Origin of the sequence: Streptomyces spinosus (genome assembly GCF_020400655.1) — a bacterium.
Taxonomy (GTDB): Bacteria; Actinomycetota; Actinomycetes; order Streptomycetales; family Streptomycetaceae; genus Streptomyces; species Streptomyces argyrophylli.
Map to the genome: position 1 here is coordinate 327,404 of NZ_JAINRC010000010.1, position 23,195 is coordinate 350,598.

A 23,195-nucleotide genomic window follows, 5' to 3' on the forward strand; every position below is an offset into this window, starting at 1 on the left:
GCGGCTCGCGGGCGCCGGAATCCGGATCACCGGGTTCCGGCCCCAGCCCGCCTCCACGGCCTCTATGTTCGGGCGGTGTCCGCTCGCGCCCCTGGAGGCCCCGCATGCGCACCGCACTCCGTACCGCCGTCGTCGGCGTGGTGACCGCCGCCGCCCTCACCCTCTGCGGCCCCGCCGGGGCGACCCCGGCCGGTCCCGGTGTGACGGCCCGGATCCTCGCGCAGACCACCGTCGGCGGCACCGACTACACCCTGCGGGAGATCACGGTCCCGCCCGGCCAGAGCACCGGCTGGCACTACCACGACGGTCCGCTGTACGGCGTCGTCGAGCAGGGCACGCTCAGCCACTTCGACGCCACGTGCGGCTCGGACGGCGTGTACCGGACGGGCGCGACGATCCGGGAGCCGTCCGGGAGCGACCACGTCCACATCGGCCGCAACCTGGGGGACACGCCGCTCGTCCTGGAGGTGCTGTACGTGCTGCCGCACGGCTCCCCGTTCTCCGAGGACGCGCCGAACCCGGGCTGCGCGTTCCAGTGATCAGTCCCCGGGCAGCGGCTGTTCGGCCCAGATGGTCTTGCCCGCGACGGTCTGCCGGCTGCCCCAGCGCTGGGTGAGCTGGGCGACGAGCAGCAGTCCCCGGCCGCCCTCGTCGTAGGCGTGCGCCCGGCGCAGGTGCGGGGAGGTGGAACTGCCGTCGGAGACCTCGCAGATGAGGGCGCGGTCACGGATCAGGCGGAGACGGATGGGCGGTTCGCCGTAGCGGATGGCGTTGGTGACGAGTTCGCTGACGACGAGTTCGGTGACGAAGGCGCTCTCCGCGAGTCCCCAGGCGGTCAGTTGCTCGGTCGCGGCCTGCCGCACGACGGCGACCTGGGCGGGGTCGGGCGGCACGTCCCAGGTGGCGACCCGGTCGGCGCCCAGGGCCCGGGTGCGCACGAGGAGCAGGGCGACGTCGTCGCCGGGCTGATCGGGCAGGACGGCTTTCAGGACGTCGTCGGCGAGGGCTTCGAGGGAGGCGGCGGGTGCGGTGAGGGCGCGGCGCAGTTCCTCGGTGGCGCCGTCCAGGTCCCGGTCGCGGTCCTCGATCAGGCCGTCGGTGTAGAGGGCGACGACCGAGCCCTCGGGCAGTTCCCGTTCCGTCGCCTCGAACGGCAGTCCGCCGACGCCGAGCGGTGGCCCGGCGGCGACGGGGAGGAACTGCGCGGTGCCGCCGGGCAGGACGACGGCCGGGGCGGGGTGGCCGGCGGCGGCCAGGGAGAGACAGCGGGAGACCGGGTCGTAGACGGCGTACAGGCAGGTCGCGCCGAGTTCGGCGACCTCCTCCCCGCTGCCGTCGGCGGCGAGGTGGGTGACCAGGTCGTCGAGGTGGGTGAGGAGTTCGTCGGGCGGCAGGTCTACGTCGGCGAGTGTCCGCACGGCCGTGCGGAGCCGGCCCATGGTGGCGGAGGACTGGATGCCGTGGCCGACCACGTCGCCCACGACCAGCCCGACCCGTCCGCCGGAGAGCGGGATGACGTCGAACCAGTCGCCGCCGATGCCGGCCAGGGATCCGCTCGGCAGGTAGCGGTGGGCGACGTCGACCGCGGCCTGTCCGGGCAGGCCGCGCGGGAGCAGGCTGTGCTGGAGGGTGAGGGCCGTGGCGCGTTCGCGGGTGAAGCGGCGGGCGTTGTCGATGCAGACGGCGGCGCGGCTGGCGAGCTCCTCGGCGAAGACGGCGTCGTCGGGGCCGTAGTCGTCGGGGTGGCGCATGCGGACGAAGACCGCGACGCCCAGGGTGGTGCCGCGGGCCCGCAGCGGGACCGCGATCATGGAGTGGGCGCCCTGCCGGAACGGGCGGCCCCCGGGGGAGCGCGCGTTGCGTTCGGCCAGCCAGTGGACGAACCCGGGCTCGCCCGCCTGGCTGAGCACCGCGCGGCCCCGGAGCAGCGCGCGGGCGGGCGGGGAGGCCGGCTGGTAGACGTCGGTCTCCCCGAGGTGCAGAGCCGCCGCGGGGTTGCCGGGGCGGGTGGAGCCGTGGGCGACGCGGCGCAGGACGACCCCGCCGTCCGGCGGCGTCGGCGGTTCGTCGGGGCCGAGCACCCAGTCGAGCAGGTCGACGCTGGCGAAGTCCGCGTACTGCGGGACCAGCAGTGCGACCATCTCCTCTGCGGTGCCGATCACGTCCAGGGTGGTGCCGACGCAGGTCGCGGCCTCGTTCAGCAGGGCCAGGCGGCGCCGGGCCCAGTACTGCTCGCTGCTGTCGGACGCGGCGAGCGCGACCGCGGCCGGTTCGCCGGAGGCGTCGCGCAGCGGCCACATCTCGATGCTCCAGGCCCGTTCCTGGTCGAGGGCGGGGGCGCCGCTGTAGCTCTCGTAGCGGACCGGGCGGCCGGTCTCGGCGACCTCGCGCAGACGGGCCAGGAAGCCGCGGCTGTGCTCGGTGTCCGCGACGGTGTCCGGGAAGGACCGGCCGAGCAGTGCTTCCTCGGGGACACCCATGGCGTGGCAGGCGGCGGCGTTGACCCTCAGGTAGCGCTGGCGGAGGTCGAAGACCGACATCGACATGGACGCCTGCTCGAAGGCCTGCGCGGCCAGGCTGGCGCCGGGGGGCAGGGCCGTGACGACGTAGCCGGCGGGCCGGCCGGCGGCGCCGGCGAGCGGGCAGACGGTGAGGGGCAGCACCAAGCGGTGGCCGTCGCGGTGGCGCACGGCGACCGGGCCGGCGCGGGCGGTGAGGATGACGCCGGGGAGGTCCTCGGCCAGCAGGTCCGTGGCCTGCCGGCCCACGACCTCGTCGGCCGGATGGCCGGTGAGCAGCCGCGCGCCCTCGGTCCACCCGGTCACCGTGCCGTGCGCGTCGATGACCGCCATGGCGGCGACATCTGTCATACGCCCCAGGATGATCCGATTGTCCCGGTCCATCAAGCGGCGGGGTGTCCGCTCCGCCCTCGGTGTCCGCTTCAGCCCCGGTGGGCCCGGAGGGCGGCGAGGGCCCGGTCGGCGTGGGTGTTCATGCGCAGTTCGCTGCGGACGATCTCGAGGACGGTACGGTCCTCGGCGATCACGAAGGTGACCCGTTTGGTCGGCGCCAGGGAGAAGCCGCGTCTGACGCCGAACCGCTCGCGGACCGTGCCGTCGGCGTCGGAGAGGAGCGGCATGCCGAGACGGTGCCGGCCGGTGAACTCCCGCTGCTTGTCGACGGTGTCCCCGCTGATCCCGACGGGCCGGGCGCCGACGGCGGCGAACTCGGCGGCGAGGTCGCGGAAGTGGCAGGCCTCGGCGGTGCAGGCGGGGGTGAGGGCGGCGGGGTAGAAGAAGAGGACGACCGGTCCGGCCGCCAGCAGCTCGGTGAGCCGGCGGGTGGTGCCGGTCTCGTCCGGCAGGGCGAAGTCCTCGGCCTTGGCCCCGATCCCGACGCGCCCGGTCATGAGCGCCCCTTGCCGTTCCGGGCGACCCCGCGCGCCCACAGCACCAGCGGCACCTGGAGGGGCAGCCGGGCGAGGGCCGCCACCCTGAGCGGCGCGGGCCGGCCACGCCAGTCGACGGCCATCTGGACGTTGGCCGGGAACACGCCGACGAAGAAGGCGGCCGCCGCCTTCGCGGCGAGCGTGCGGGTGCGGGGCGCCGCGACCCCGGCCGCGAGGGCCAGCTCGACGACCCCGCTCCCGTAGGTCCAGGCCCTGGGCGGGCCCGGCAGCGCACGGGGCACGGTCGCGTCGAACTGCCGCGGAACGGCGAAATGGGCCACTCCGGCGGCCGCCAGCAGACCGGCGAGCAGCAGGGGTGAGCGTGGGGACCGGGGCACGGTACCTCCTTCGGTGTCCTGCCGCCGGATATTACTCGACGGTAGGCGCCCGGGGCGGCCGTTCCCGGCGGGCGGACTCGACTACTTCTCCCGCAGGAGGAGCGGCCACCCCTCTTGATCCCGGCCTTGCCCGGATCAGGCGCCCGGGGCAGCCTGGTAGCTATGGGCGCCCAGGACGGTCCCACCCTGATCGGCTCCGTACAGCGGGCCTTCCGGCTGCTGGAGGCGGTGAGCGCGCACGAGAACGGTGCGCCGGCGAAACAGCTGGCGCGCGAGACGGGGCTGCCCCTGGCCACCGCCTACCACCTGCTGCGCACCCTGCTGCACGACGGATACGTGCGGAAACTGGACGACGGCGGCTTCGTCCTCGGCGACCGGCTGGACTCGCTGCACGCGGCGGCCGGCGCCCAGTCGCTGCTCAGCCGGGTGCGCCCGGCGCTGGCGGCCCTGCGGGACGAGCTGTCCACGCCCGCCTACCTCACGTTCTACGAGGACGGCGAGATCAGGGTGGCCGACATCGTCGACGGTCCCCGTACGCCCCGGGTGGACCTCTGGGTGGGGTTCGAGGACGCCGGACACGCCACGGCGCTGGGCAAGTCCGTGCTGCGTGAGCTGGACGCGGAGGCCCGCCGGGACTACCTGTCCAGGCACCAGCTCGCCGACCTCACGCCCCGCACGGTCACGAGCCTCCCGGAGCTGCTCCGCAGGATCGAGTCGCCCCCCATGGCACCGGCCTCGACGGACCTGGAGGAGTACGCGCTCGGCACCGTCTGCGTCGCCGTGGCCGTCTATCGCGGCGCCACCCCCGGCTCACTCGGCGTCTCCCTGCCCGTGGAGCGGCAGGACCGGCTCCGGGAGATCCGGGCCCGGCTCCTCACGACCGCCGTCCGGGTGACCAGAGGCCTCTCGCTCACTATCTGAAAATCCGCTCCTTGCGTCCGCCCCCTTCCACCTCGTTTGCTGGATGGAACGGACATTCCGGGTGTGCACCCCCTACAGGCGAGGACTGCGGACGAGACATGCGCCAGGTCCCATACCGGCTGTGCGAGAACCGGACGGCCGGTGGCCGCAGAGGGGTCCGCCGGCATGCCGGCGGACTGCCGGCCGTGCTCGTGCACGCGCTGCCGGTCCTGGTCGCCGCGCTCGTCATGCTCGTCGGCGTCGCCGGGGGCACCGGCACGACGTGGCTGCCGCTGCTGGCCGCCGGACCGGCCCTGGCCGCCACCGTCAGCGGCCTGCACGGCGTGCTCTGCGCCGGTCTCCTCGCCGCGGCGACGGGCACGGCGCTGGCCCTGGCGCACGGCACTCCCGGACACGAGCTCGCGGCCGTCCTGTGCGCACTGGTGGCCGTCACCGCGGCGAGCGGCCTGACCGGTGCGCTCAGCGGCCACCGGGAGAGGGTCCTCGCGGACGTGCGCTCGGTCGCCGAGGCCACCCAGCGGGCGGTGCTCCAGCCCGTGCCCGGGACCGTGGGCCCGTTCGAGGTGGCCGTCCGGTACAGCGCCGCCGCGGCGGAGGCCCGGATCGGCGGGGACCTCTACGCCGTGGTGTCCACCCCGCACGGTGTCCGGCTGATCGTCGGCGACGTGCGCGGCAAGGGGCTGCCCGCCGTGGGAACCGCCGCACTGGTGCTCGGGGTGTTCCGCGAGGCCGCCCACGACGAGCCCGACCTGCTCGCCGTCGTGAGCCGGATCGAGCGGAGCCTGGCGCGCAACCTCGGCCCGGACGACTTCGTCACCGCCGTGGTCGTCGGCTGCCCCTCGGCGGGACACCTGGAGGTCGTGAACTGCGGACACGCGCCTCCCCTGCTGATACCGGCCGCCGCAGGCGCGGGGGCGGTCGAGCCCGCCCACCCCGCGCCACCCCTGGGGCTGCGCGCCCTCTCGGGCGAGGAGCCCCGCCTCCAGCGGCTGCCCTTCACCGCGGGCGACCAGCTGCTGCTCTACACCGACGGGGTCACCGAGGCCCGCGACGACGCGGGCGCGTTCTATCCGCTGGCCGAGGGCGTGGCCCGGCATCTGTCCGACGAGCCGGCCCGCACGCTCACCGGGCTGCACGGCGAACTGCTGGCGCACGTGGGCGGGCGGCTGCACGACGACGCGGCCCTCCTGCTGCTGCGCAGGACGGCCGCGCGGGAGCCGGACTCCGCGCCGGCGGGACCTCGGACGGCGCCGCGGACGCCTCAGACTAGCTCCGCCCAGCGGGTGACCCCGCCACGACGGACCCGTATGCCGTGACGTGTCGCCAGGGCGTGGACGATCGCCTCGCCCCGGCCGTGTTCGTCCGGATCGAGCCAGCCGATCGGCTGCCCCGCCGCACGCACGGGTCCCGCGTCGGTGACCTCCACGCGCAGCGTGCCGCCGCCCTCGCCCGCCTCCCAGGTCAGCCGCAGCTCGGCCGGGGGCCGGGCGTGGAGGATCGCGTTGGTGACGAGCTCCGACACCACGAGCAGCGCGTCCTCGGCGATCTGCGCGGACACGTCCCAGTCGGTGAGCGCCGCCGCCGCACCCCGGCGCACGGCCGAGACGGCGTCGGGGACGGGCGGCACCGGACACACGTGTTCGCGTGCCGCCGCCCGTAGCAGCGTGTTGAGCTGTGCCGCCATGTTCTCTCCCGATGGTGTGTGCCGGCCGGGCGCGTGAGTCGGCGCCTTTCCGGGCTTCAATGAAACCTAAGGAGACAAACCGGACTGGTCAATGAACGGCGGTCGGCATTACCGAACGAGCGGTCCCCGGCGCCGCGTCTCGTCCGCGCGGCGAAGCGTCCGCAGCGGTAATAGGCTCGCCTCATGGCCGGCCCAGTCCAGTCGATCGAAAGGGCGGCGGCGATCCTGCGCCTGCTCGCCGGTGGCCCCCGCCGACTCGGTCTCGGCGAGGTGGCCGCGTCGCTCGGGCTGGCGAAGGGCACCGCCCACGGCATCCTGCGCACGCTCCAGCACGTGGACTTCGTGGAGCAGGACGCGACCACCGGGAAGTACCAGCTGGGAGCCGCCCTGCTGCACCTCGGCACCAGCTACCTGGACGTCAACGAACTGCGCTCCCGCTCGCTGAACTGGGCCGACGCCCTGGCCGCCCGCAGCGGGGAGGCGGTGCGCCTCGGGACCCCGCTGGAGGGCAGCGTCCTCATCGTCCACCACGTGTTCCGGCCGGACGACACCTTCCAGACCCTGGACGTGGGCGCGCTGCTGCCCCTGCACGCCTCCTCGCTCGGCAAGGTCCTGCTGGCCTTCGGGACGGCGACCGTCGAGCCGGTCCGGCCGCCGGGGCTGGAGGCGTACACCCGGCACACGCTGGTCGACCCCGAGCGGCTCGCCCGGGCGCTCGCCGAGGTCAGGGAGCTCGGTTGGGCCGCCGAGATCCAGGAGATGAGCATGGGTGAGGCGGGGATCTCGGCGCCGATCCGGGGGCACGGCGGGCTCGTCGTCGGCGCCATCGGGCTGTCCGGGCCCCTCGAGCGGATCTGTGACGGCCAGGGCCGGCCCCGCCCGCATCTGGTCAGTCTGCTCCGGGAAGCCGCGCGGGCGGTCTCCAGGGACCTCGGAGCCGCCCGCTGGTAGGCCAGGACAGCCGCCCCTCGATCCGTCGGAAGGCAGACCCGATCATGGCTGAACGGTACGTGATGTCCGTCGATCAGGGCACCAACTCGACCCGATGCATCCTGTTCGACCACCGTGGGCGGCTGGTCTCGGTCGCGCAGAAGGAGCACCAGCAGCACTTCCCGAAGCCCGGATGGGTCGAGCACGACGCCGTCGAGATCTGGCAGAACCTGCGGCGCGTGGTGCCCGAGGCCCTGGCGGACGCCGGTGTGGGCGAGGGGCAGATCGCGGCGATCGGCCTGGCCAACCAGCGGGAGACGACGGTGCTCTGGGACCGGCGGACCGGCGCGCCGCTCGGCCGGGCGATCGTCTGGCAGGACACCCGCACGGCGCCGCTCGTCGACGCCCTCGCGGAAGACCCCGGGGAGGGGTTCTTCCTCGAACGGTGCGGCCTGCCGCCGTCGACCTACTTCTCCGCACTGCGCATCCGGTGGCTGTTCGACCACGTCAAGGGGGTCGAACAGCGCGCCCGGGACGGCGAGGTGCTGTTCGGCACGATGGAGAGCTGGCTGGTCTGGAACCTCACCGGCGGACCCGACGGCGGTCTGCACATCACGGACGCCACCAACGCCAGCCGCACGATGCTGATGAACATCCGCAAGCTCGCCTGGGACGACGAACTGCTGGCCTTCTTCGGGGTGCCCCGCTCGATGCTCCCCGAGATCAGGTCGTCCGCGGAACCGTACGGCGAGGCCCGCTCGCTGCTGCCGGGCGTCTCCATCACCGCCGCGCTCGGCGACCAGCAGGCCGCCCTGTTCGGCCAGACCTGCTTCTCCCCGGGCGAGGCCAAGTGCACCTACGGAACGGGCAGCTTCCTGCTGCTCAACACCGGGACCGACCTGGTGCGGTCCCGGCACGGGCTCCTCACGACGGTCGCCTACAAGATCGGGGAGCAGCAGCCGGCCTACGCCCTGGAAGGGTCGATCGCCGTCACCGGCGCGCTCGTCCAGTGGTTCCGTGACCGCCTGGGGCTGATCAGCAGCGCGCCGGAGATCGAGACCCTCGCCCGGACGGTCGAGGACAACGGCGGCTGCTACATCGTCCCCGCCTTCTCGGGCCTGTTCGCGCCGCGCTGGCGCAGCGACGCGCGCGGGGTCATCGTCGGGCTCACCTCGTACATCACCAAGGGGCATCTGGCGCGGGCCGTCCTGGAGGCCACCGGGTGGCAGACCCGGGAGGTCGTCGACGCCATGAACGCCGACTCCTCGGTCGCCCTGCGGCAGCTGAAGGTGGACGGGGGCATGACCTCGGACAACCTGCTCATGCAGTTCGTGGCCGACGTGCTCGACGTGCCGGTGGTCCGGCCGATGGTCGCCGAGACGGTCTCCCTCGGCGCCGCCTACGCGGCCGGGCTCGCCGCCGGTTACTGGTCCGACCTCGAGGTGCTGCGCCGCAACTGGCACAAGGCCGGCCAGTGGCTGCCCGCCATGGACCCCGGGCGGCGGGAGGCGGAGTACGACAACTGGCAGCGGGCCGTCGAACGCTCGCTGGGCTGGGTCGGGCCGCCGCGGTCCTCCTGACACCTGGGCGGTGGCCCCGGCCCGCCGCCCGGTTCAGCCGCTCGCGGTCCGGCGGACGGTGCCCACGGGGGCCAGCCACAGGCCCACGATCGCGTCCGCGAGGCCCGTGGCCACCTCGTCCCAGGTGGCGCGCGGGGTCGGGGTGCCCTCCGCCAGGGCCCGCTCCCGCTCGGCGCAGGTGTGCAGGATCAGGAGCCGGACCATCTGGCCGCGTTCGGCGCGCACCTCGGGCGGCAGTTCCGGCAGGGTGCGGTTCAGGCCCTCGACCGCCTCGCGCAGCGCCGGTGAGGCCAGGGACTCCTCGACCATGATCTCGTGCAGGGCCGGGTCGGTCATGGCCTGGGCGCAGAAGCGGGCATACCAGGTGGGGCTGCCGAGGCTCGCCAGGTGCCCGGTCACCGGCCGGATCAGGCAGTCGACCCAGTCGCGTACGTCCGTGGAGTCACCGGCCGCCGCCAGCGCCCGCTCCCGCAGGGTCTCGATGTGCTCGGCGTGCCGCCGGGCGACCGCGCGGACCAGGTCGGCCTTGGTACCGAAGTGGTAACCGACCGCGGCGTTGTTGCCCTGCCCCGCGGCCTCGCTGACCTGGCGGTTGGAGACGGCGTACACGCCGTGCTCGGCGAACAGCCGCTCCGCCGCGGTCAGGATCGCCTCCCGGGTCGCGCTCACCTGCTCGGCCCGCGCCGTCCTGCGCGCCATGCTCACCACCGCTCCGGGACTGCCGACCGCCCTGGGCCGGCCCGTCCCGCGCTCCGTCCCAGGTCCTCAACCGGGGCGGCGAGGTCCAGCCAGGGCAGCCTACGGTCCCGCCCGCGCCGGCGGGGACAGGCCCCCGCGTGCCACCGTCCCGTACCGCTACAGTAAGTCAAGCAGTTGACTTAAAAGTCGCCGGTCACCCGCCGGCTCCCGTGCCCTCCCCAGTCCCGGAAGGTTCTCCCATGTCCGACGCCCCCGCCCGGCCCGCCGAGGCCGGCCGCTCCGCTCCGGCCCGGCCGGGCGCCGTGGTCGCGGTGCTGGCCCTGGCCGGCATCACCGTGTCGCTGATGCAGACCCTGGTGATCCCGATCGTCCCGGAGCTGCCCGGCTATCTGCACGCCTCGGCGTCCGACGCCGCCTGGGCGGTCACGGCCACGCTGCTGGCCGCCGCCGTCGCCACCCCGGTGGCCGGCCGGCTCGGCGACATGTTCGGCAAGCGGCGCCTGCTGGTGGTCAGCCTCGTGCTGCTGGTGGCCGGCTCGGTGGTGTGCGCGCTCAGCGACGCGCTCGTCCCGATGATCGTCGGCCGTACGCTCCAGGGGCTCGCCGCCGCCGTGGTCCCGCTGGGCATCAGCATCATGCGCGACGAGCTGCCGCCGGAGAAGCTGGCCGGCTCGACCGCGCTGATGAGCGCCTCGCTGGGTGTCGGCGGCGCGCTCGGGCTGCCCGCCGCGGCCTTCATCGCCGACCACTTCGACTGGCACGTGCTGTTCTGGACCTCCGGGAGCCTCGGCGTCGTCGCGTTCGTGTGCGTGCTGAGCCTGGTGCCGGAGTCCAGCGTGCGCACGGGCGGGCGCTTCGACGTGGCCGGCGCGCTGGGCATGGCCGTCGGCCTGGTCTCGCTGCTGCTGGCCGTCTCCAAGGGCGCCGACTGGGGCTGGACCAGCGGCACCACCCTGGGTCTGTTCGCGCTCGCCGTCGTCGTCCTGCTGGGCTGGGGCGTGTTCGAGCTGCGCACCGCGCAGCCGCTGGTGGACCTGCGCACCACCGCCCGCCGTCAGGTGCTGTTCACCAATCTGGCCTCCATCGCGTTCGGCTTCTCGATGTTCGCGATGTCCCTGGTGTTGCCACAGCTCCTCCAGCTGCCGGCCCGGACCGGGTACGGCCTCGGCAGGTCGATGCTCACCGTCGGCCTGGTGATGGCGCCGCAGGGCCTGGTGATGATGGCCATGGCACCGGTCTCCGCCATGATCACCAAGTCCCGGGGCCCGAAGATCACGCTCATGACCGGAGCGGTCATCGTCGCCGCCGGGTACGCGCTGAACATCGTGCTGATGAGCGAGGTCTGGCACCTGGTCCTGGTCTCCTGCGTCATCGGCGCGGGCGTCGGCTTCGCCTACGGCGCCATGCCCGCACTGATCATGAGCGCGGTACCGCCGTCGGAGACCGCCGCCGCAAACAGCCTCAACACGCTGATGCGGTCCATCGGCACGTCGGTGGCCAGCGCGGTCGCGGGCGTGATCCTCGCCCAGCTGACGATCAGCCTCGGCGGCCACGCGCTGCCGTCCGAGAACGGCTTCAAGGCGGTCATGGCACTCGGCGCGGGCGCGGCGGCCCTCGCCTTCGTCCTCGCCTCCTTCCTCCCCCGCCACCGCCCCGGCACCCCGGGTGCGACCCCGGTCCCGGAACCGGCGACCGAACGGGTGACCTGAACGGACACGCTCGTGCGGGCCCGTCGGGCGCGCCGGGTGCCGTGCACCGGCGAGGGGGTCGGCGGAAGCCGGCCGGAGTAACCCCGCCGCCGGAACAGGTCGGCTGGGCGGGGCTCGTCGTCCCGTGCGGTCGCCCCCGTCCGGGACGGCCCCGGCGGCTCCTCCCGGCGGGTCGGCCGGCCCGGTGCCGTACCGGCCCACCCGTCCCACGGGCCCGTGTCATCCGGGCCCGGCACGGCACACCGGCTCGACCCGGCCGCGGGCGGCGGACCGCGGCCGGTCGCCTGACGGCCCGGCGGCGCCGGTCAGCCGCCGGTCGCCCGGCCGAGCGGCACGGCCCGCCGGCCCGCCTCGCCGAGCCGGCCCGCCCTCGCCGCCAGACCCTCCGCGGACCGGCCCGGCGTCCACGCGCCGGGCGGCACCGGCAGCCGGCACCACGCCCGCCCGGCACCCCGTAACCGCCCCCGCCCGGCCGGCACCGGGCCCCGCACAACGCGTCCGGCCGCCACGCCCCCGCCCCGCACCGGGCCCCACCCGGCCACCGCGCCTCGTGACGGCGCGGGACCGTTCAGGGGAACCCGGCGGGAAAGGTGCGTGACCGGACCGGAGGTGGTCGAGATCTCTGCCGTGACCGCCGTGACCCTGCCGCTGATTCCGCCCATGCTCGCGACGCCCGGCAGCCTGCCGCCCGCCGCGCAGGACGCGCGGTGGGCGTACGAGACCAAGCAGGACGGCCAGCGGGTGATGGCGTACCTGCCCGGCGACGGCAGTGTGCTGCTGCGCGCCCGCTCGGGCGAGGACATCACCGGCGCCTACCCCGAGCTCCGGCCGCTCGGCGGGGCGCTGGGCACCGTCCCCGCCGTGCTGGACGGCGAGGTGCTGGCCCTGGACGAGCGGGGCCGCGCCGACTTCCAGCTGCTGCAGAGCCGGATGGGCCTCGCGCACGCCCCCGCGCGGGCGGCGCGCCGGGCCGCCCAGGTCCCGGTGCACCTGGTGCTGTTCGACGTGCCCTATCTGGAGGAGCCCCTGGTACGGCTGCCGTACCGCCGGCGGCGGGCGCGGCTGGAGGAGCTGGGGCTCGCGGGGCCGTACTGGTCGACACCCGGGGCGGTGACCGGGCACGGCGCCGAGGCACTGGCGGCGACCCGGGAACACGGCCTGGAGGGCCTGGTGTGCAAGCGGCTGGACTCGGTGTACGAGCCCGGTGTGCGCTCCCGCGCCTGGATCAAGATCCGGAACATGCGGGCCGAGGACGTGATCGTCGGCGGCTGGCTGCCCGGAAAGGGCCGGCTGACCGGACTGCCCGGAGCGGTGCTGGCCGGCCAGCGCGACCCGGCGGGCCGGCTGCGGTACGTCGGCGGGGTGGGCACCGGCTGGAGCGGGGCCGAGCGCGCCCGGCTGGCGGACCTGCTGCGGGACACGGCGAGCGACCGGTGCCCCTTCGACCCCGTGCCGCGTGTCCCCGGCGCCCGCTGGGTGCTGCCCCGGCTGGTGGGCGAGGTCAGCTACAGCAACCGCACCCGGCACGGGATGCTGCGCCAGCCCTCCTGGCTGCGGCTGCGCCCGGATCTCACCCCGGAGGAGTCGGCGGCGGACCTGCCCGGGGAGCCCGGCTGAGGCCGGTGGGTCTATCGTGTCCCGCATGCCGGTTCCCGAACTGATCCGAATCGTCTCCCGCGACTCGCCCATGGCCCTGGCCCAAGTCGACCGGGTCCGCGCCGGGTTGGCGGCGCTGCACCCGGGCGTGCGCACCACGGTCGTACCGGTGAAGACCACCGGCGACAAGTGGCTCGGCGATCTCTCCCAGGTCGAGGGCAAGGGCGCGTTCACCAAGGAGGTGGACGCCGCCCTGCTGGCCGGGGAGGCGGATCTCGCCGTGCACTGCGTCAAGGACGTGCCCGCCGACCGGCCGCTGCCGGCCGGGACGGTGTTCGCCGCGTTCCTGAAGCGGGACGACATCCGGGACGCGCTGGTGCACCCGGACGGCCTCACCCTGGACGAGCTTCCGGCCGGCACCCGGATCGGCACCTCCGCGGTGCGCCGCATCGCCCAACTGGCCGCCACCCATCCGCACCTGGAGTGCGTGCCCTTCCGGGGCAACGCCAACCGCAGGCTGGAGAAGCTGGCCGCCGGCGAGGCGGACGCGCTGCTGCTGGCGGTGTCCGGCCTGGAGCGCATCGGCCGGACGGACGTGATCAGCGAGGTGCTCTCCCCGGAGGCGATGATGCCGCCGATCGGCGCGGGCATCCTCGCGTTGCAGTGCCGGGAGGACGACACCGAGCTGATCGACGCGGTCAGCGGGCTCAGCGACCCGGACACCCACCGGGAGGCGACGGCGGAGCGGATGTTCCTGCACGTGCTGCAGGGACACTGCAACAGCCCCATCGCCGGCTACGCGCGAGTGGACCGCAGCGGCGAACTCTCCCTGCGGGCCTGTGTCTTCACGCCGGACGGCAAGACCCGGCTGAACGCCCACGAGTGGGCGGGCCGGCTGGATCCGGCCACGCTCGGCACCTCGGTCGCGGTGGCGCTGCTGCGGCAGGGCGCGCGCGAGATCATCGACGGCATTCCGCACTGAGCGTCGTACGGCACCCCGTGCGGGCGCCCGTCAGGCGGAACCGGGCTCGCTCTGGTCCTTCAGGAACGCGCTGACCTGGTGGGCCAGGCTGCCCTGGCCGGTGCCGGCGGGCGCGGCGGGCGCGGCCGGTTCCACGATGCCGATGCCGCCCGCCCACAGCCGGCGCTCGGTCCACTCGTCCTCCACCCGCAGCTGGACCTGTACGTCCACGTGGGTGAGGGCGGCCTCGGGTGCGGCGGCGTAGACGACGGCGGTGGCCCGGCGCAGCGGGTAGACGTCGAAGCCCTCGATGAACTGGGAGTTGCGCCAGTCGATGAAGGCACCCTCGCCGTCCGGGCCGACGCGGACGTCGATCTGACCGTCCTCCAGATGGATGCCGTAGTGCCGTGCGCCGCGGTTCTCCACGGTCACCCGGACGCTGAAGTACGTCAGCCCGGCGGCGGCGTCATCCCGTCCGCGCGGCGGCTCGGCCGGCTCCAGACGGTGGACGCGGACCCGCAGACCGGCATGCTCGTCGTACTCGTGCCAGTCCCCGACCACGTTCGGCTCGTACACAGTGCCCCTCTCGACCTTCGAGAGCTGCTGTCTATCTGTGCGCTCAGCGCACTGTCAAATATGCGGAATGCGGCGTGGCCAGGGGATTCACCCGCTTTGATCGGCGATCAAGCGCTGCGCAGGAAGAATCCGGGTCCGGCCCCTCGCGGCCGGGTACGCGCGCGTGCCGCACATCACGTCCGCTGCAAGATCAGCGGGCCAGCCGGCCGAGCAGCGCGGAGGCCGCGGTGATGCCCGCCGCCGCGGCCACCGCCAGCACCCCGAAGTCGGCGGCGAGATGCGCGGGCGTGCCGAGCAGCAGGCCCCGCAGGGCGTCCACTTGATAGCTCAGCGGGTTGACCTTGCTGACGGCCTGGAGCCAGCCCGGCATCACCGACACGGGATACAGGGCGTTGGAGCCGAAGAACAGCGGCATGGTGATCGCCTGTCCGAAGCCCATCAGCCGGTCGCGGCTGAGCACGATCCCCGCGATGGTCATCGACAGGCAGGAGAAGAACACCGAGGCGAGGACCACCGCGAGGGCGACGCCGAGCAGCCGGAGCGGGTTCCAGGTGAGGGCGACGCCGAGCAGTGCGGCGATCACGATCACGACGACCGCCTGGACCAGGGACTTCACCCCGGCCGCGAAGGCCTTTCCGGTGATCAGGGCCGAGCGCGGGGTGGGGGTGACGAGCAGCTTGTTCAGGATGCCCGCGTCCCGCTCCCAGATGATCTGGATGCCGTAGAAGATCGCGATGAACATCGCCGACTGGGCGATGATGCCGGGCGCCAGATAGTCGATGTACGGGACCCCGCCGGTGGGTATCGCCCGGATCCGGGTGAAGGTCTGGCCGAAGATCAGCAGCCACAGGGCGGGCTGGACCGCGCGGGTGTACAGCTCGGTCCGGTCGTGGCGCAGCTTCTGGAGCTCGACGGCGCACATGGCGGCCACCCGCGCGGGCAGGACGCGCCAGCCCGCGCGCGGCACGGGCGGGGTGAGCAGCAGGGCGGTGCCGTCAGCCGACGCGGTGCGCGGTGCGGCGGGTGCTTCGGACATCGCGGAAACCTCCTGCGGGGTGGTCTTCGAGGCCACTGCCGGCGACGTCGCGGAAGACGTCCTCCAGTGTGGGCAGGCGGTCGGCGCCCTGCCGCTCGGCGAGGCCGCGGCGCAGGGCCGCGGGGGTGCCGAGGGCGCGGACCCGGCCGCGGTGCATGAGGCCGACCCGGTCGCAGTACTGGTCCGCCTCGTCCATGTAGTGGGTGGTGACCAGGACGGTCATGCCGGTGACGGCGCGTACGGCGTTGATGTGCTCCCAGACGCCGGTACGGGCGATCGGGTCCAGGCCGATCGTGGGCTCGTCCAGGATGAGCAGCCGGGGCGCGCTGACCAGGGCCTGGGCGAGTTCCAGGCGGCGGACCATGCCGCCGGAGTAGGTGCCGGCCAGCCGGTCCGCGGCGTCGGCGAGGCCGACGGCGGCGAGGGCCTGGTCGACGCGCGCGGCGCGCTCGCGGCGCGGCACGTCGAAGACCCGGGCGAACAGGGCGGTGTTCTCCCGGCCGGTGAGTCCGCTGTCGGCGGACAATTGCTGCGGGACGTACCCGAGCAGCCGGCGCACCGCCATCGGCTCTTTGGCGGCGTCGTGCCCGAAGACGCGGACCATGCCGGCGGGGACGGGCAGCAGGGTGGTGATGCACCGGATGGCGGTGGTCTTGCCGGCCCCGTTGGGCCCCAGCAGCCCGAACACCTCGCCCTCCCGGACGGCCAGGTCGAGCCCGTCGACGGCGCGGGTCTCGCCGAAGGCGTGGGCGAGCCCGGTGCAGGAGACGGCTTCGACGCCGCCCCGGGCCGTGGCCGCGGAGGGAGCACCGGGGTCACCGGGGGCCGCCGCGGCCTCGCCGGCACCCGCCGTCCCGGATACGTCGGGCATGTCGCTCGTCATGTTTCCTCGGCCTCCTCGTGCAGCATGACGGCCAGTCTGCGCAGGGCCGGGAGGGCCCCGCGCAGGGCCTCGCGGTCGGCCTCGCCGAGCCGGGAGACGTGCCGGCCGACCAGTTCGGCCCGGCGGCGCCGCCAGTCCGCGAGCCGCTGCTCGGCGGCCCCGGTCAGCAGCAGCCGGGCGGCACGCCGGTCGGCCGGGTCGGTCTCGCGGACCAGGTAGCCGTCCCGGACCAGCTGGTTGACCAGGGTCGACACGGAGTTGCCGGCCAGGTGCAGCCGTCGCGCCGCGTCCGAGACGCCGATGCCGGGCCGGGACTCGACCAGCCGCAGCAGTTCGACCTCGGCGCCGCGCAGCCGGGGCCCGGTGAGCCCGCCGCGCAGCCGGCGCCGGATCAGCCGCTGGATGCGCACCAGCGCGTCGGCCAGTTCCTCCGGGAAGGCGTCGGCGTTCACGCTTCGGAGATTACCTCTGTTACAGAGGTATCGCCTCCCAAGGGCCGGTCAAGACACCGCGCCCGACTTCCCCGATATGTACGGGTTTGTTTTGAGATGCCCGTCAGCGGGAAAGGGATGAGCAGTGCTTCGGACAGGAGGCACGTCCGTGGGAGCCGGCCTTGTGCCGCACGCCCCGGTGTCCTATCCATGGTCCGAGCGCACCTCCCACGGTGTCTGTCATCCAGCACCTGCTGAGAGAGGTGCGCGCGATGCGTGTCACTGGCAGCACGAAACCCCATCCGCACGACGACGCCCCGGACACCGGCGGCGCTTTCGAGCGGCTCGCCGGCCTCCCCGACGGTCCCGAGCGCCAGGCGCTGCGGGACGAGCTCGTCCGGTTGTGGCTGCCCATGGCCGAGCGGATCGCCGTGCGGTTCCGCGGCCGTGGCGAGGCCCTGGAGGACCTGTACCAGGTGGCCGCGCTGGGCCTGGTCAAGGCCGTCGACCACTACGATCCCGACCGCGGCCGGGCCTTCGAGGCGTACGCGGTGCCGACCATCACCGGGGAGATCAAGCGCCACTTCCGCGACCACATGTGGACCCTGCACGTGCCGCGCCGGGTGCAGGACCTGCGCAACCGGGTCCGCGCCGCCACCAAGGAGCTGGCGCAGACCACACCGGGCCGGGCCCCCACCGTCGCCGAGATCGCCGCGTTCACACGGCTCGGCGAGGACGAGGTGCGCACCGGGATGGAGGCGCTGGAGTGCTTCTCCGCCCTGTCCCTGGACGCCGAGGTGGCCGGCACGGACGGCTACGCCCTGGGCGACTCCCTGGGCGGTCCTGACCCGGGGTTCGACCTCGTCGTGGACCGGGCCGCGGTCAAGCCGTGTCTGGAGGCGCTGCCCGAACGCGAACGCACCATCCTCTACCTGCGGTTCTTCGGCGGTATGACCCAGAGCCGGATCGCCCAGCAGCTGGGCATCTCGCAGATGCACGTCTCGCGGCTGCTCAGCGGCTGCTTCGACCGGCTGCGCGACGAACTGCTGGCGGAGGTCCGCGCCCGCTGATCCCCCGGTCCCCCGCCCCCCGCGGCTCCTCCCCCGGCCCCGGGGGCCTACTGTCCCTCGGACCCCGGCACCTGGGTGGGGCCGTACCGGTCCAGCGCGTCCTCCAGCGCGGCCCTGATCTGGGCCGGGATGTCGCCGCGCCGCCCCCAGATCAGGATCAGCTCCGCGATGTTGCGCAGCTTGATGTTGGTGTGCTGGGAGACCTCCTTCAGCACCTGCCACCCCTGGTCCGGGGTCACCCGGCCGAGGGCCACGACCATCCCGATCGCCTGGTCGATCACCGCGTGGGAGGTCATGGCCTCCTTCAGCTGGTCGACCTCCGCCTGCAGCGCGGCGATCCGGTCCGGCTCGATGTCTCCCATCCCTCCATCCTGCGCAGGGGCCTGCACCGCCGCCACCCGGGGTACTCGACAGGCAGCCCACCCGCTTCCGGTCGGACACTGGTGTCAGACCGGTGGCCGCCCGGCCCCGAGAGCAGGACGCGACTGCCATGAACCACGACACCCGCACCGGCGGCGAGACCCGCAGAAAAGAAGTCGTCTCCACACACTCCGTCTACGGCGCACCGTGCTGGGTGAGCCTGACCAGCCGCGATCTCCAGACCACCCAGGACTTCTACGCAGCCGTCCTCGGCTGGCGCTGGCGCGGCGCCAAGCTCGGCGAACACTTCCGGATCGCCCTGGCGGACGGGGTCCCGGTGGCCGGGATCGCCGCCGTCGCCTCCATGTGGCAGATGGCGGTGGCCTGGACGCCGTACTTCGCCGTGGCGGACGCGGACGTGGCGGTGTCCCGGGTGCGCGAGCGCGGCGGTACGTCGGCGGTCGGGCCGCTGTCGTTCCCGCCGGGCCGGGCGGCGCTGCTCGCCGACCGGGACGGGGCCACGTTCGGGATCTGGCAGGGCGAACTGGTCACCAACTGGGAGGCGTGGCGGCAGGCGGCCCCGACCTTCGTCCGGCTGCACACCCGGGACGCCTTCGACGCCGCGATCTTCTACGGCGAGGTGCTGGGCTGGGCGACCGGGCTGCCGGGCTGCTGCGAGGTCGAGTACGAGGGCGGCGAGGTGGTGCTGCGCAGCCAGGGCGACATCGTGGCGCGCATCGACTCGGGAGCGGTGGAGGCGGCCCCGGACCCTTCGGTACGACCGCACTGGCAGGTCCACTTCGCGGTGGCCGACGTGCCCGGCTGCGCCCGTACGGCGGAGAAGCACGGTGGCAGCGTGCTGCGCGAGGAGGAGACGGAGGCGATCCTGCGCGACCCGGACGGCGCCCAGTTCACGGTGACGTCCCGCCGGAGCCGTTGAGGCCGGCACCGCGCGCCGACGGCGCCGCACCCGCCCGGGGTGCGGCGCCGTCGCACGGTCGCGTCACGTGCCGGCGGCACGCGACGGGCGGGAGAGCAGCACCAGGCTGCGCGCCTCCACCCGCAGCCTGGTGCCCGCCTTCCGTTCGCGTTCGTCGGGGACGCCCTCGGGGTCGGCGGTGTCGATCAGGGTGGTCCACCGCTCCCCGAAGGAGTCGTCGGGCAGGCGGAAGACGACCGGCTCCCAGTAGCCGTTGACGCACAGCAGGAAGGAGTCGTCGACCATGCGGCGGCCGTAGGAGTCGCGCTCGGCGATGGCGTCCCCGTTGAGGAACACCCCGACCGTGTGCGCGTCCCCGCGCTGCCAGTCGCGGTCGGTCATCTCCCGGGCGTCGGGCCGCAGCCACATCAGGTCCGGCAGCGGCTGCCTGGCGTGGGTCGCGGTCTCGCCGCGGAAGAAGCGGCGGCGGCGCAGCACCGGGTGCGCGGCGCGCAGCGCGATCAGGCTCCGGGTGAAGTCGGCGAGGGCGCGCTGCTCCTCGGTCAGCTCCCAGTCGATCCAGGAGATCTCGTTGTCCTGGCAGTAGGCGTTGTTGTTGCCCCGCTGGGTGCGGCCGAGTTCGTCGCCGTGGCAGAGCATCGGGATGCCCTGCGAGAGCAGCAGCGTGGCCAGCAGGTTGCGCTGCTGGCGGGCCCGCAGTTCGAGCACGGCCGGGTCGTCGGTGTCGCCCTCCGCCCCGCAGTTCCAGGAGCGGTTGTGGCTCTCGCCGTCCCGGTTGTCCTCGCCGTTGGCCTCGTTGTGCTTGTCGTTGTACGACACCAGGTCGCGCAGGGTGAAACCGTCGTGCGCGGTGACGAAGTTGACGCTCGCGCGCGGCCGGCGCCGGCTGTGCTGGTAGAGGTCGGAGGAGCCGGTGAGCCGGGAGGCGAACTCACCGAGGGAGCCGGGCTCGGCCCGCCAGAAGTCCCTCACCGCGTCCCGGTACTTGCCGTTCCACTCCGACCACAGCGGCGGGAAGTTCCCCACCTGGTAGCCGCCCTCGCCGACGTCCCAGGGCTCGGCGATGAGCTTGACCCGGCTGATGACGGGGTCCTGCTGGATCAGGTCGAAGAACGCCGAGAGCCGGTCGACCTCGTGGAACTGCCGGGCCAGGGTGGCCGCGAGGTCGAAGCGGAAGCCGTCGACGTGCATCTCGGTGACCCAGTACCGCAGCGAGTCCATGATCAGCTGGAGTACGTAGGGGTGCCGCATCAGCAGGCTGTTGCCGGTGCCGGTGGTGTCGTAGTAGTGCGCCCAGTCGCCGTCGACCAGGCGGTAGTAGGAGGCGTTGTCGATGCCCCGGAAGGACAAGGTGGGGCCCAGTTCGTTGCCCTCGGCGGTGTGGTTGTAGACCACGTCGAGGATGACTTCCAGGCCGGCCGCGTGCAGTGCCTTCACCATGGCCTTGAACTCGTTGACCTGCTGGCCGCGGGTGCCGAAGGCGGCGTAGGCGTTGTGCGGGGCGAAGAAGCCGATGGTGTTGTAGCCCCAGTAGTTGGACAGGCCGCGGTCCTGGAGCACGCCGTCCTGGACGAACTGGTGGACCGGCATCAGCTCGACGGCGGTCACGCCGAGCGAGGTGAGGTGCTCGGTCACCGCGGGATGCGCGAGGCCGGCGTAGGTGCCGCGCAGCCGCTCCGGGACGTCAGGGTGGGTCATGGTCAGGCCGCGCACGTGCGCCTCGTAGATCACCGAGTCCGCGTACGCCGTCCGGGGCGGGCGGTCGTCGCCCCAGTCGAAGAACGGGTCGGTGACCACACCCAGCATGGAGTGGCCGGCGCTGTCGTCCGGGGCGGGCCCGTCCGGGGCGCGCTCGTACAGGGAGGCGTGGTTGTCGATCTGGCCGTCCACGGCACGGGCGTACGGGTCGAGCAGCAGCTTGGCCGGGTTGCAGCGGTGGCCGAGCGAGGGCTGCCAGGGGCCGTGCACCCGGTAGCCGTAGCGCTGGCCGGGTCCGACGCCGGGCAGGTAGGCGTGCCACACGAAGCCGTCGACCTCCTGCAGCGGGACGGCGCTCGCGCCGCCGGAGTCGTCGACGAGGATCAGTTCGACGCGCTCGGCGACCTCGCTGAACAGGGCGAAGTTGGTGCCCTGTCCGTCGAACGCGGCTCCCAACGGGTAGGGGTGCCCGCTCCACACGGGCACCCCTTTGCGGTTCTTTCGGGCGGTCACCGGCTGCCCTCCAGGGCGTCGTCACCGGCGGTCGCGGGCGCGGCGAGCACGGTCACCGGCTCCTCGCGCGGTAGCGTCAGGCCCTCCCGCAGCGTCGGCGCGGGGGCGGTGGGCACCAGTGGAACGCGCTGGCCTGCGCGGGCGCGCTGCGAGAACCAGATGATCTTGCTGCCGGTGTCCGAGGCGCAGCAGCCCCAGCCGTCGCTCATCGCTGCGATGTCCGCGAGGCAGGACCTCAGGTCCAGGTCCGGGCGCAGATCGGGGTCGTCGTCACCGAAGGCGGTGATGAGGTGCTGGCCGTTCCACCACATCTCGATCGAGGTGTGCTTGTCCGTCGCGTGCGCGTCGATCGCACGCAGCAGCAGTTCGGCGCCGTGGCAGACGGGGTCCACGAGGTTCTCGAGGTCCCAGTAGCGGAGGTGGGCGGCCAGGATGCGGCTGACCTGTCCCACCCGTTCCGGGCTGACTTCCACGTCGAGGTGGTAGTAGCAGGGCACTGCGGTCTTCATCGTCGCTTGCTCCTCACCGGCGAAGCTCTCGCTCCCCTTGCCCCGTCCGGGAGGGATCCCGGACACATAGCGTGAGCGCTGATCGCTTCTGAGTCACCTCCACGGTGAGCCCACTACGCCATTCGTGCAACAGGAACACCCTCCCCACCCGAATGGTTGAAGCTCCAACAAGACGCTGCGTCGTCGCGCGTGCACCATAAGTGAAAGCCTCGATCGCCGTAACGGTGCCGCGCCCTCCTGTGCGCGGACGCCACCCGACCGTCGGGAACGCGCCCAGTCGAGAGCGTGGGAGGTGGCTGAGGGTCATGCTGCTACCCGCCAAGGCCGAAGTGGCCCGGCAGTTGCGGCGTTACCGGGCGTGGGAGCGCGTGATGCTCGCCTCGCCCCACGACCGCACGGTCCGGGCCACCTTCGAGGACTCGGGGTACACGCTGTGCGTGCTGATGGGCAAACGCTGTGCCCGCGAGGCCGCGGACGCCGCCGAACGCTATCTCCGCACGAACCTGGTCACCTACCTGCGCGAGCAGGACGGACGGCCGCAGCCACGCCGGGCGGCCAGAAGAGCGCCACCACCGGAGCGGCGTTCCACGGCGCCAAGCCCCTGACCTGGCACCGTACAAGGCGTTCCTCTCGGGACCGGCACGCGCCGGCCCGACTTTCGGATCGCGGAGCCGGGCCAAGTGCCCGGCTCCGCGCACGGCGGAGGTGAGATACATGCGCAGGACCCCGGCCATCGGCCGTGTCCCGGTACGTGACGTCCGGCCGGCCGTGGAGTGCGGCAGGCGCCCGGCGAAAGCGGTGACCGGGGAGACCTTCGAGGTCACGGCCACCGTGTTCCGTGAAGGGCACGATGCCGTGGGGGCGAACGTGGTCCTGCGTGATCCCCAGGGCCGCCGGGGCCCCTGGACACCGATGCGGGAGCTGTCCCCGGGCAGCGACCGCTGGGGTGCGCGGATCACCCCGGACGCGACGGGCCGTTGGACCTTCCGGGTGGAGGCCTGGAGCCATCCGCTGGCGACGTGGCGGCACACCGCGTCCGTGAAGGTACCGGCCGGGATCGACACCGGCCTGGTCCTGGAGGAGGGCGCGGAGCTGTACGAGCGGGCCGCCGCCGGAGTGCCCAAGGGCCCCGAGCGCGCCCTGGTCCTGGCCGCCGCTCGTGCCCTCGGCGACGACTCCCTGTCGGTGCACGACCGTCTGAAGCCGGCGCTGGCGCCGGAGGTGGAGGCGGTCCTCGCGCGGTACCCGTTGCGGGAGTTGGTCACGGCCTCGGAGCCGATGCCGTTGCTGGTGGAGCGCGAACGGGCGCTGTA

Annotated in this window: 24 protein-coding genes; 12 read left to right on the forward strand and 12 right to left on the reverse strand. The window is 73.7% G+C overall.

Going from position 1 to position 23,195, the window contains the following annotated elements:
• The first annotated feature begins 104 nt into the window (after nucleotides 1–104).
• On the forward strand, nucleotides 105–539 hold the full coding sequence (locus LG395_RS20775; RefSeq protein WP_225810796.1) for a cupin domain-containing protein: 435 nt from the start codon (nucleotides 105–107) through the stop codon (nucleotides 537–539).
• Here the strand turns inward: LG395_RS20775 and LG395_RS20780 are convergent, their stop codons facing one another.
• The 3 genes from LG395_RS20780 to LG395_RS20790 form a co-directional block, all read right to left on the reverse strand.
• Entirely contained in the window at nucleotides 540–2,870 is a 2,331-nt protein-coding gene (locus LG395_RS20780) for a SpoIIE family protein phosphatase (protein WP_225810797.1), read from the reverse strand. It abuts the gene before it with no gap.
• A 71-nt stretch (nucleotides 2,871–2,941) separates the two neighbouring features.
• Entirely contained in the window at nucleotides 2,942–3,409 is a 468-nt protein-coding gene (locus LG395_RS20785; protein WP_171159042.1) for a peroxiredoxin, read from the reverse strand.
• Nucleotides 3,406–3,786, reverse strand: coding sequence for a DoxX family protein (locus tag LG395_RS20790; protein ID WP_225810798.1), 381 nt, complete (start codon nucleotides 3,784–3,786; stop codon nucleotides 3,406–3,408). Before LG395_RS20790 ends, LG395_RS20785 begins: the two co-directional genes overlap by 4 nt.
• 162 nt (nucleotides 3,787–3,948) lie before the next feature.
• On the opposite strand from LG395_RS20790, the gene LG395_RS20795 reads away from it, so the two are divergent.
• Nucleotides 3,949–4,707 (forward strand): IclR family transcriptional regulator, encoded by a 759-nt coding sequence (locus tag LG395_RS20795; protein ID WP_171159040.1) that lies wholly within the window; start codon nucleotides 3,949–3,951, stop codon nucleotides 4,705–4,707.
• Between the two features lie 98 nt (nucleotides 4,708–4,805).
• Nucleotides 4,806–6,023, forward strand: a complete 1,218-nt coding sequence (locus LG395_RS20800) for a PP2C family protein-serine/threonine phosphatase (RefSeq protein WP_372463447.1) — start codon at nucleotides 4,806–4,808, stop codon at nucleotides 6,021–6,023.
• On the opposite strand, the gene LG395_RS20805 is transcribed toward LG395_RS20800, so the two are convergent.
• Nucleotides 5,969–6,391, reverse strand: a complete 423-nt coding sequence (locus LG395_RS20805; protein WP_171159038.1) for an ATP-binding protein — start codon at nucleotides 6,389–6,391, stop codon at nucleotides 5,969–5,971. The two genes, LG395_RS20800 and LG395_RS20805, sit on opposite strands and share 55 nt — an antisense overlap.
• 183 nt (nucleotides 6,392–6,574) lie before the next feature.
• Between LG395_RS20805 and LG395_RS20810 the strand changes: the two genes are divergently transcribed.
• Complete coding sequence (locus tag LG395_RS20810; protein WP_225810799.1) at nucleotides 6,575–7,342, forward strand: IclR family transcriptional regulator; 768 nt, start codon at nucleotides 6,575–6,577, stop codon at nucleotides 7,340–7,342.
• Nucleotides 7,343–7,386: 44 nt separating this feature from the next.
• Nucleotides 7,387–8,901 carry a glycerol kinase GlpK gene (gene glpK / locus LG395_RS20815; protein ID WP_171159036.1) on the forward strand — a complete coding sequence of 505 codons (1,515 nt, stop codon included), beginning with the start codon at nucleotides 7,387–7,389 and terminating at the stop codon, nucleotides 8,899–8,901.
• Nucleotides 8,902–8,934: 33 nt separating this feature from the next.
• On the opposite strand, the gene LG395_RS20820 is transcribed toward glpK, so the two are convergent.
• Nucleotides 8,935–9,600, reverse strand: coding sequence for a TetR/AcrR family transcriptional regulator (locus tag LG395_RS20820; protein WP_171159035.1), 666 nt, complete (start codon nucleotides 9,598–9,600; stop codon nucleotides 8,935–8,937).
• Nucleotides 9,601–9,839: 239 nt separating this feature from the next.
• On the opposite strand from LG395_RS20820, the gene LG395_RS20825 reads away from it, so the two are divergent.
• The 3 genes from LG395_RS20825 to hemC all read left to right on the forward strand — a co-directional run bounded on the left by LG395_RS20825 (nucleotide 9,840) and on the right by hemC (nucleotide 13,887).
• Nucleotides 9,840–11,309 carry an MFS transporter gene (locus tag LG395_RS20825; RefSeq protein ID WP_225810800.1) on the forward strand — a complete coding sequence of 490 codons (1,470 nt, stop codon included), beginning with the start codon at nucleotides 9,840–9,842 and terminating at the stop codon, nucleotides 11,307–11,309.
• 636 nt (nucleotides 11,310–11,945) lie between these two features.
• The gene (locus LG395_RS20830) at nucleotides 11,946–12,926 is read left to right on the forward strand and encodes an ATP-dependent DNA ligase (RefSeq protein WP_225810824.1); all 981 of its coding nucleotides are present in this window, start codon (nucleotides 11,946–11,948) and stop codon (nucleotides 12,924–12,926) included.
• Between the two features lie 25 nt (nucleotides 12,927–12,951).
• Complete coding sequence (gene hemC / locus LG395_RS20835; RefSeq protein ID WP_171159033.1) at nucleotides 12,952–13,887, forward strand: hydroxymethylbilane synthase; 936 nt, start codon at nucleotides 12,952–12,954, stop codon at nucleotides 13,885–13,887.
• 30 nt (nucleotides 13,888–13,917) lie between these two features.
• Here the strand turns inward: hemC and LG395_RS20840 are convergent, their stop codons facing one another.
• The 4 genes from LG395_RS20840 to LG395_RS20855 form a co-directional block, all read right to left on the reverse strand.
• Nucleotides 13,918–14,442 (reverse strand): hypothetical protein, encoded by a 525-nt coding sequence (locus LG395_RS20840; protein ID WP_225810801.1) that lies wholly within the window; start codon nucleotides 14,440–14,442, stop codon nucleotides 13,918–13,920.
• Between the two features lie 190 nt (nucleotides 14,443–14,632).
• Complete coding sequence (locus tag LG395_RS20845) at nucleotides 14,633–15,478, reverse strand: ABC transporter permease (RefSeq protein WP_171159031.1); 846 nt, start codon at nucleotides 15,476–15,478, stop codon at nucleotides 14,633–14,635.
• Nucleotides 15,438–16,361, reverse strand: a complete 924-nt coding sequence (locus LG395_RS20850) for an ABC transporter ATP-binding protein (RefSeq protein WP_225810802.1) — start codon at nucleotides 16,359–16,361, stop codon at nucleotides 15,438–15,440. Before LG395_RS20850 ends, LG395_RS20845 begins: the two co-directional genes overlap by 41 nt.
• Complete coding sequence (locus LG395_RS20855) at nucleotides 16,358–16,813, reverse strand: MarR family winged helix-turn-helix transcriptional regulator (RefSeq protein WP_171159029.1); 456 nt, start codon at nucleotides 16,811–16,813, stop codon at nucleotides 16,358–16,360. Before LG395_RS20855 ends, LG395_RS20850 begins: the two co-directional genes overlap by 4 nt.
• A gap of 251 nt (nucleotides 16,814–17,064) precedes the next feature.
• Here LG395_RS20855 and LG395_RS20860 point away from each other — a divergent pair, with 251 nt between their 5' ends.
• A complete protein-coding gene (locus tag LG395_RS20860) occupies nucleotides 17,065–17,862 on the forward strand; it encodes an RNA polymerase sigma factor SigF (RefSeq protein ID WP_225810803.1) in 798 nt (265 codons plus the stop codon).
• A 47-nt stretch (nucleotides 17,863–17,909) separates the two neighbouring features.
• Here LG395_RS20860 and LG395_RS20865 read toward each other — a convergent pair whose 3' ends face one another.
• Nucleotides 17,910–18,224, reverse strand: a complete 315-nt coding sequence (locus tag LG395_RS20865) for an ANTAR domain-containing protein (RefSeq protein WP_171159027.1) — start codon at nucleotides 18,222–18,224, stop codon at nucleotides 17,910–17,912.
• A 128-nt stretch (nucleotides 18,225–18,352) separates the two neighbouring features.
• Between LG395_RS20865 and LG395_RS20870 the strand changes: the two genes are divergently transcribed.
• Nucleotides 18,353–19,162 carry a VOC family protein gene (locus LG395_RS20870; RefSeq protein ID WP_171159026.1) on the forward strand — a complete coding sequence of 270 codons (810 nt, stop codon included), beginning with the start codon at nucleotides 18,353–18,355 and terminating at the stop codon, nucleotides 19,160–19,162.
• Nucleotides 19,163–19,225: 63 nt separating this feature from the next.
• Here LG395_RS20870 and glgX read toward each other — a convergent pair whose 3' ends face one another.
• Together glgX and LG395_RS20880 are read right to left on the reverse strand one after the other, a co-directional pair.
• Nucleotides 19,226–21,346 carry a glycogen debranching protein GlgX gene (gene glgX, locus LG395_RS20875; RefSeq protein WP_372463450.1) on the reverse strand — a complete coding sequence of 707 codons (2,121 nt, stop codon included), beginning with the start codon at nucleotides 21,344–21,346 and terminating at the stop codon, nucleotides 19,226–19,228.
• A 23-nt stretch (nucleotides 21,347–21,369) separates the two neighbouring features.
• Entirely contained in the window at nucleotides 21,370–21,882 is a 513-nt protein-coding gene (locus LG395_RS20880; RefSeq protein WP_225810805.1) for a pep a2, read from the reverse strand.
• Nucleotides 21,883–22,187: 305 nt separating this feature from the next.
• Between LG395_RS20880 and LG395_RS20885 the strand changes: the two genes are divergently transcribed.
• Nucleotides 22,188–22,487, forward strand: coding sequence for a DUF5133 domain-containing protein (locus tag LG395_RS20885; RefSeq protein ID WP_030641557.1), 300 nt, complete (start codon nucleotides 22,188–22,190; stop codon nucleotides 22,485–22,487).
• 109 nt (nucleotides 22,488–22,596) lie between these two features.
• Nucleotides 22,597–23,195 (forward strand): maltotransferase domain-containing protein (locus tag LG395_RS20890; protein WP_225810806.1); only part of this gene is annotated, 599 nt, incomplete at its 3' end.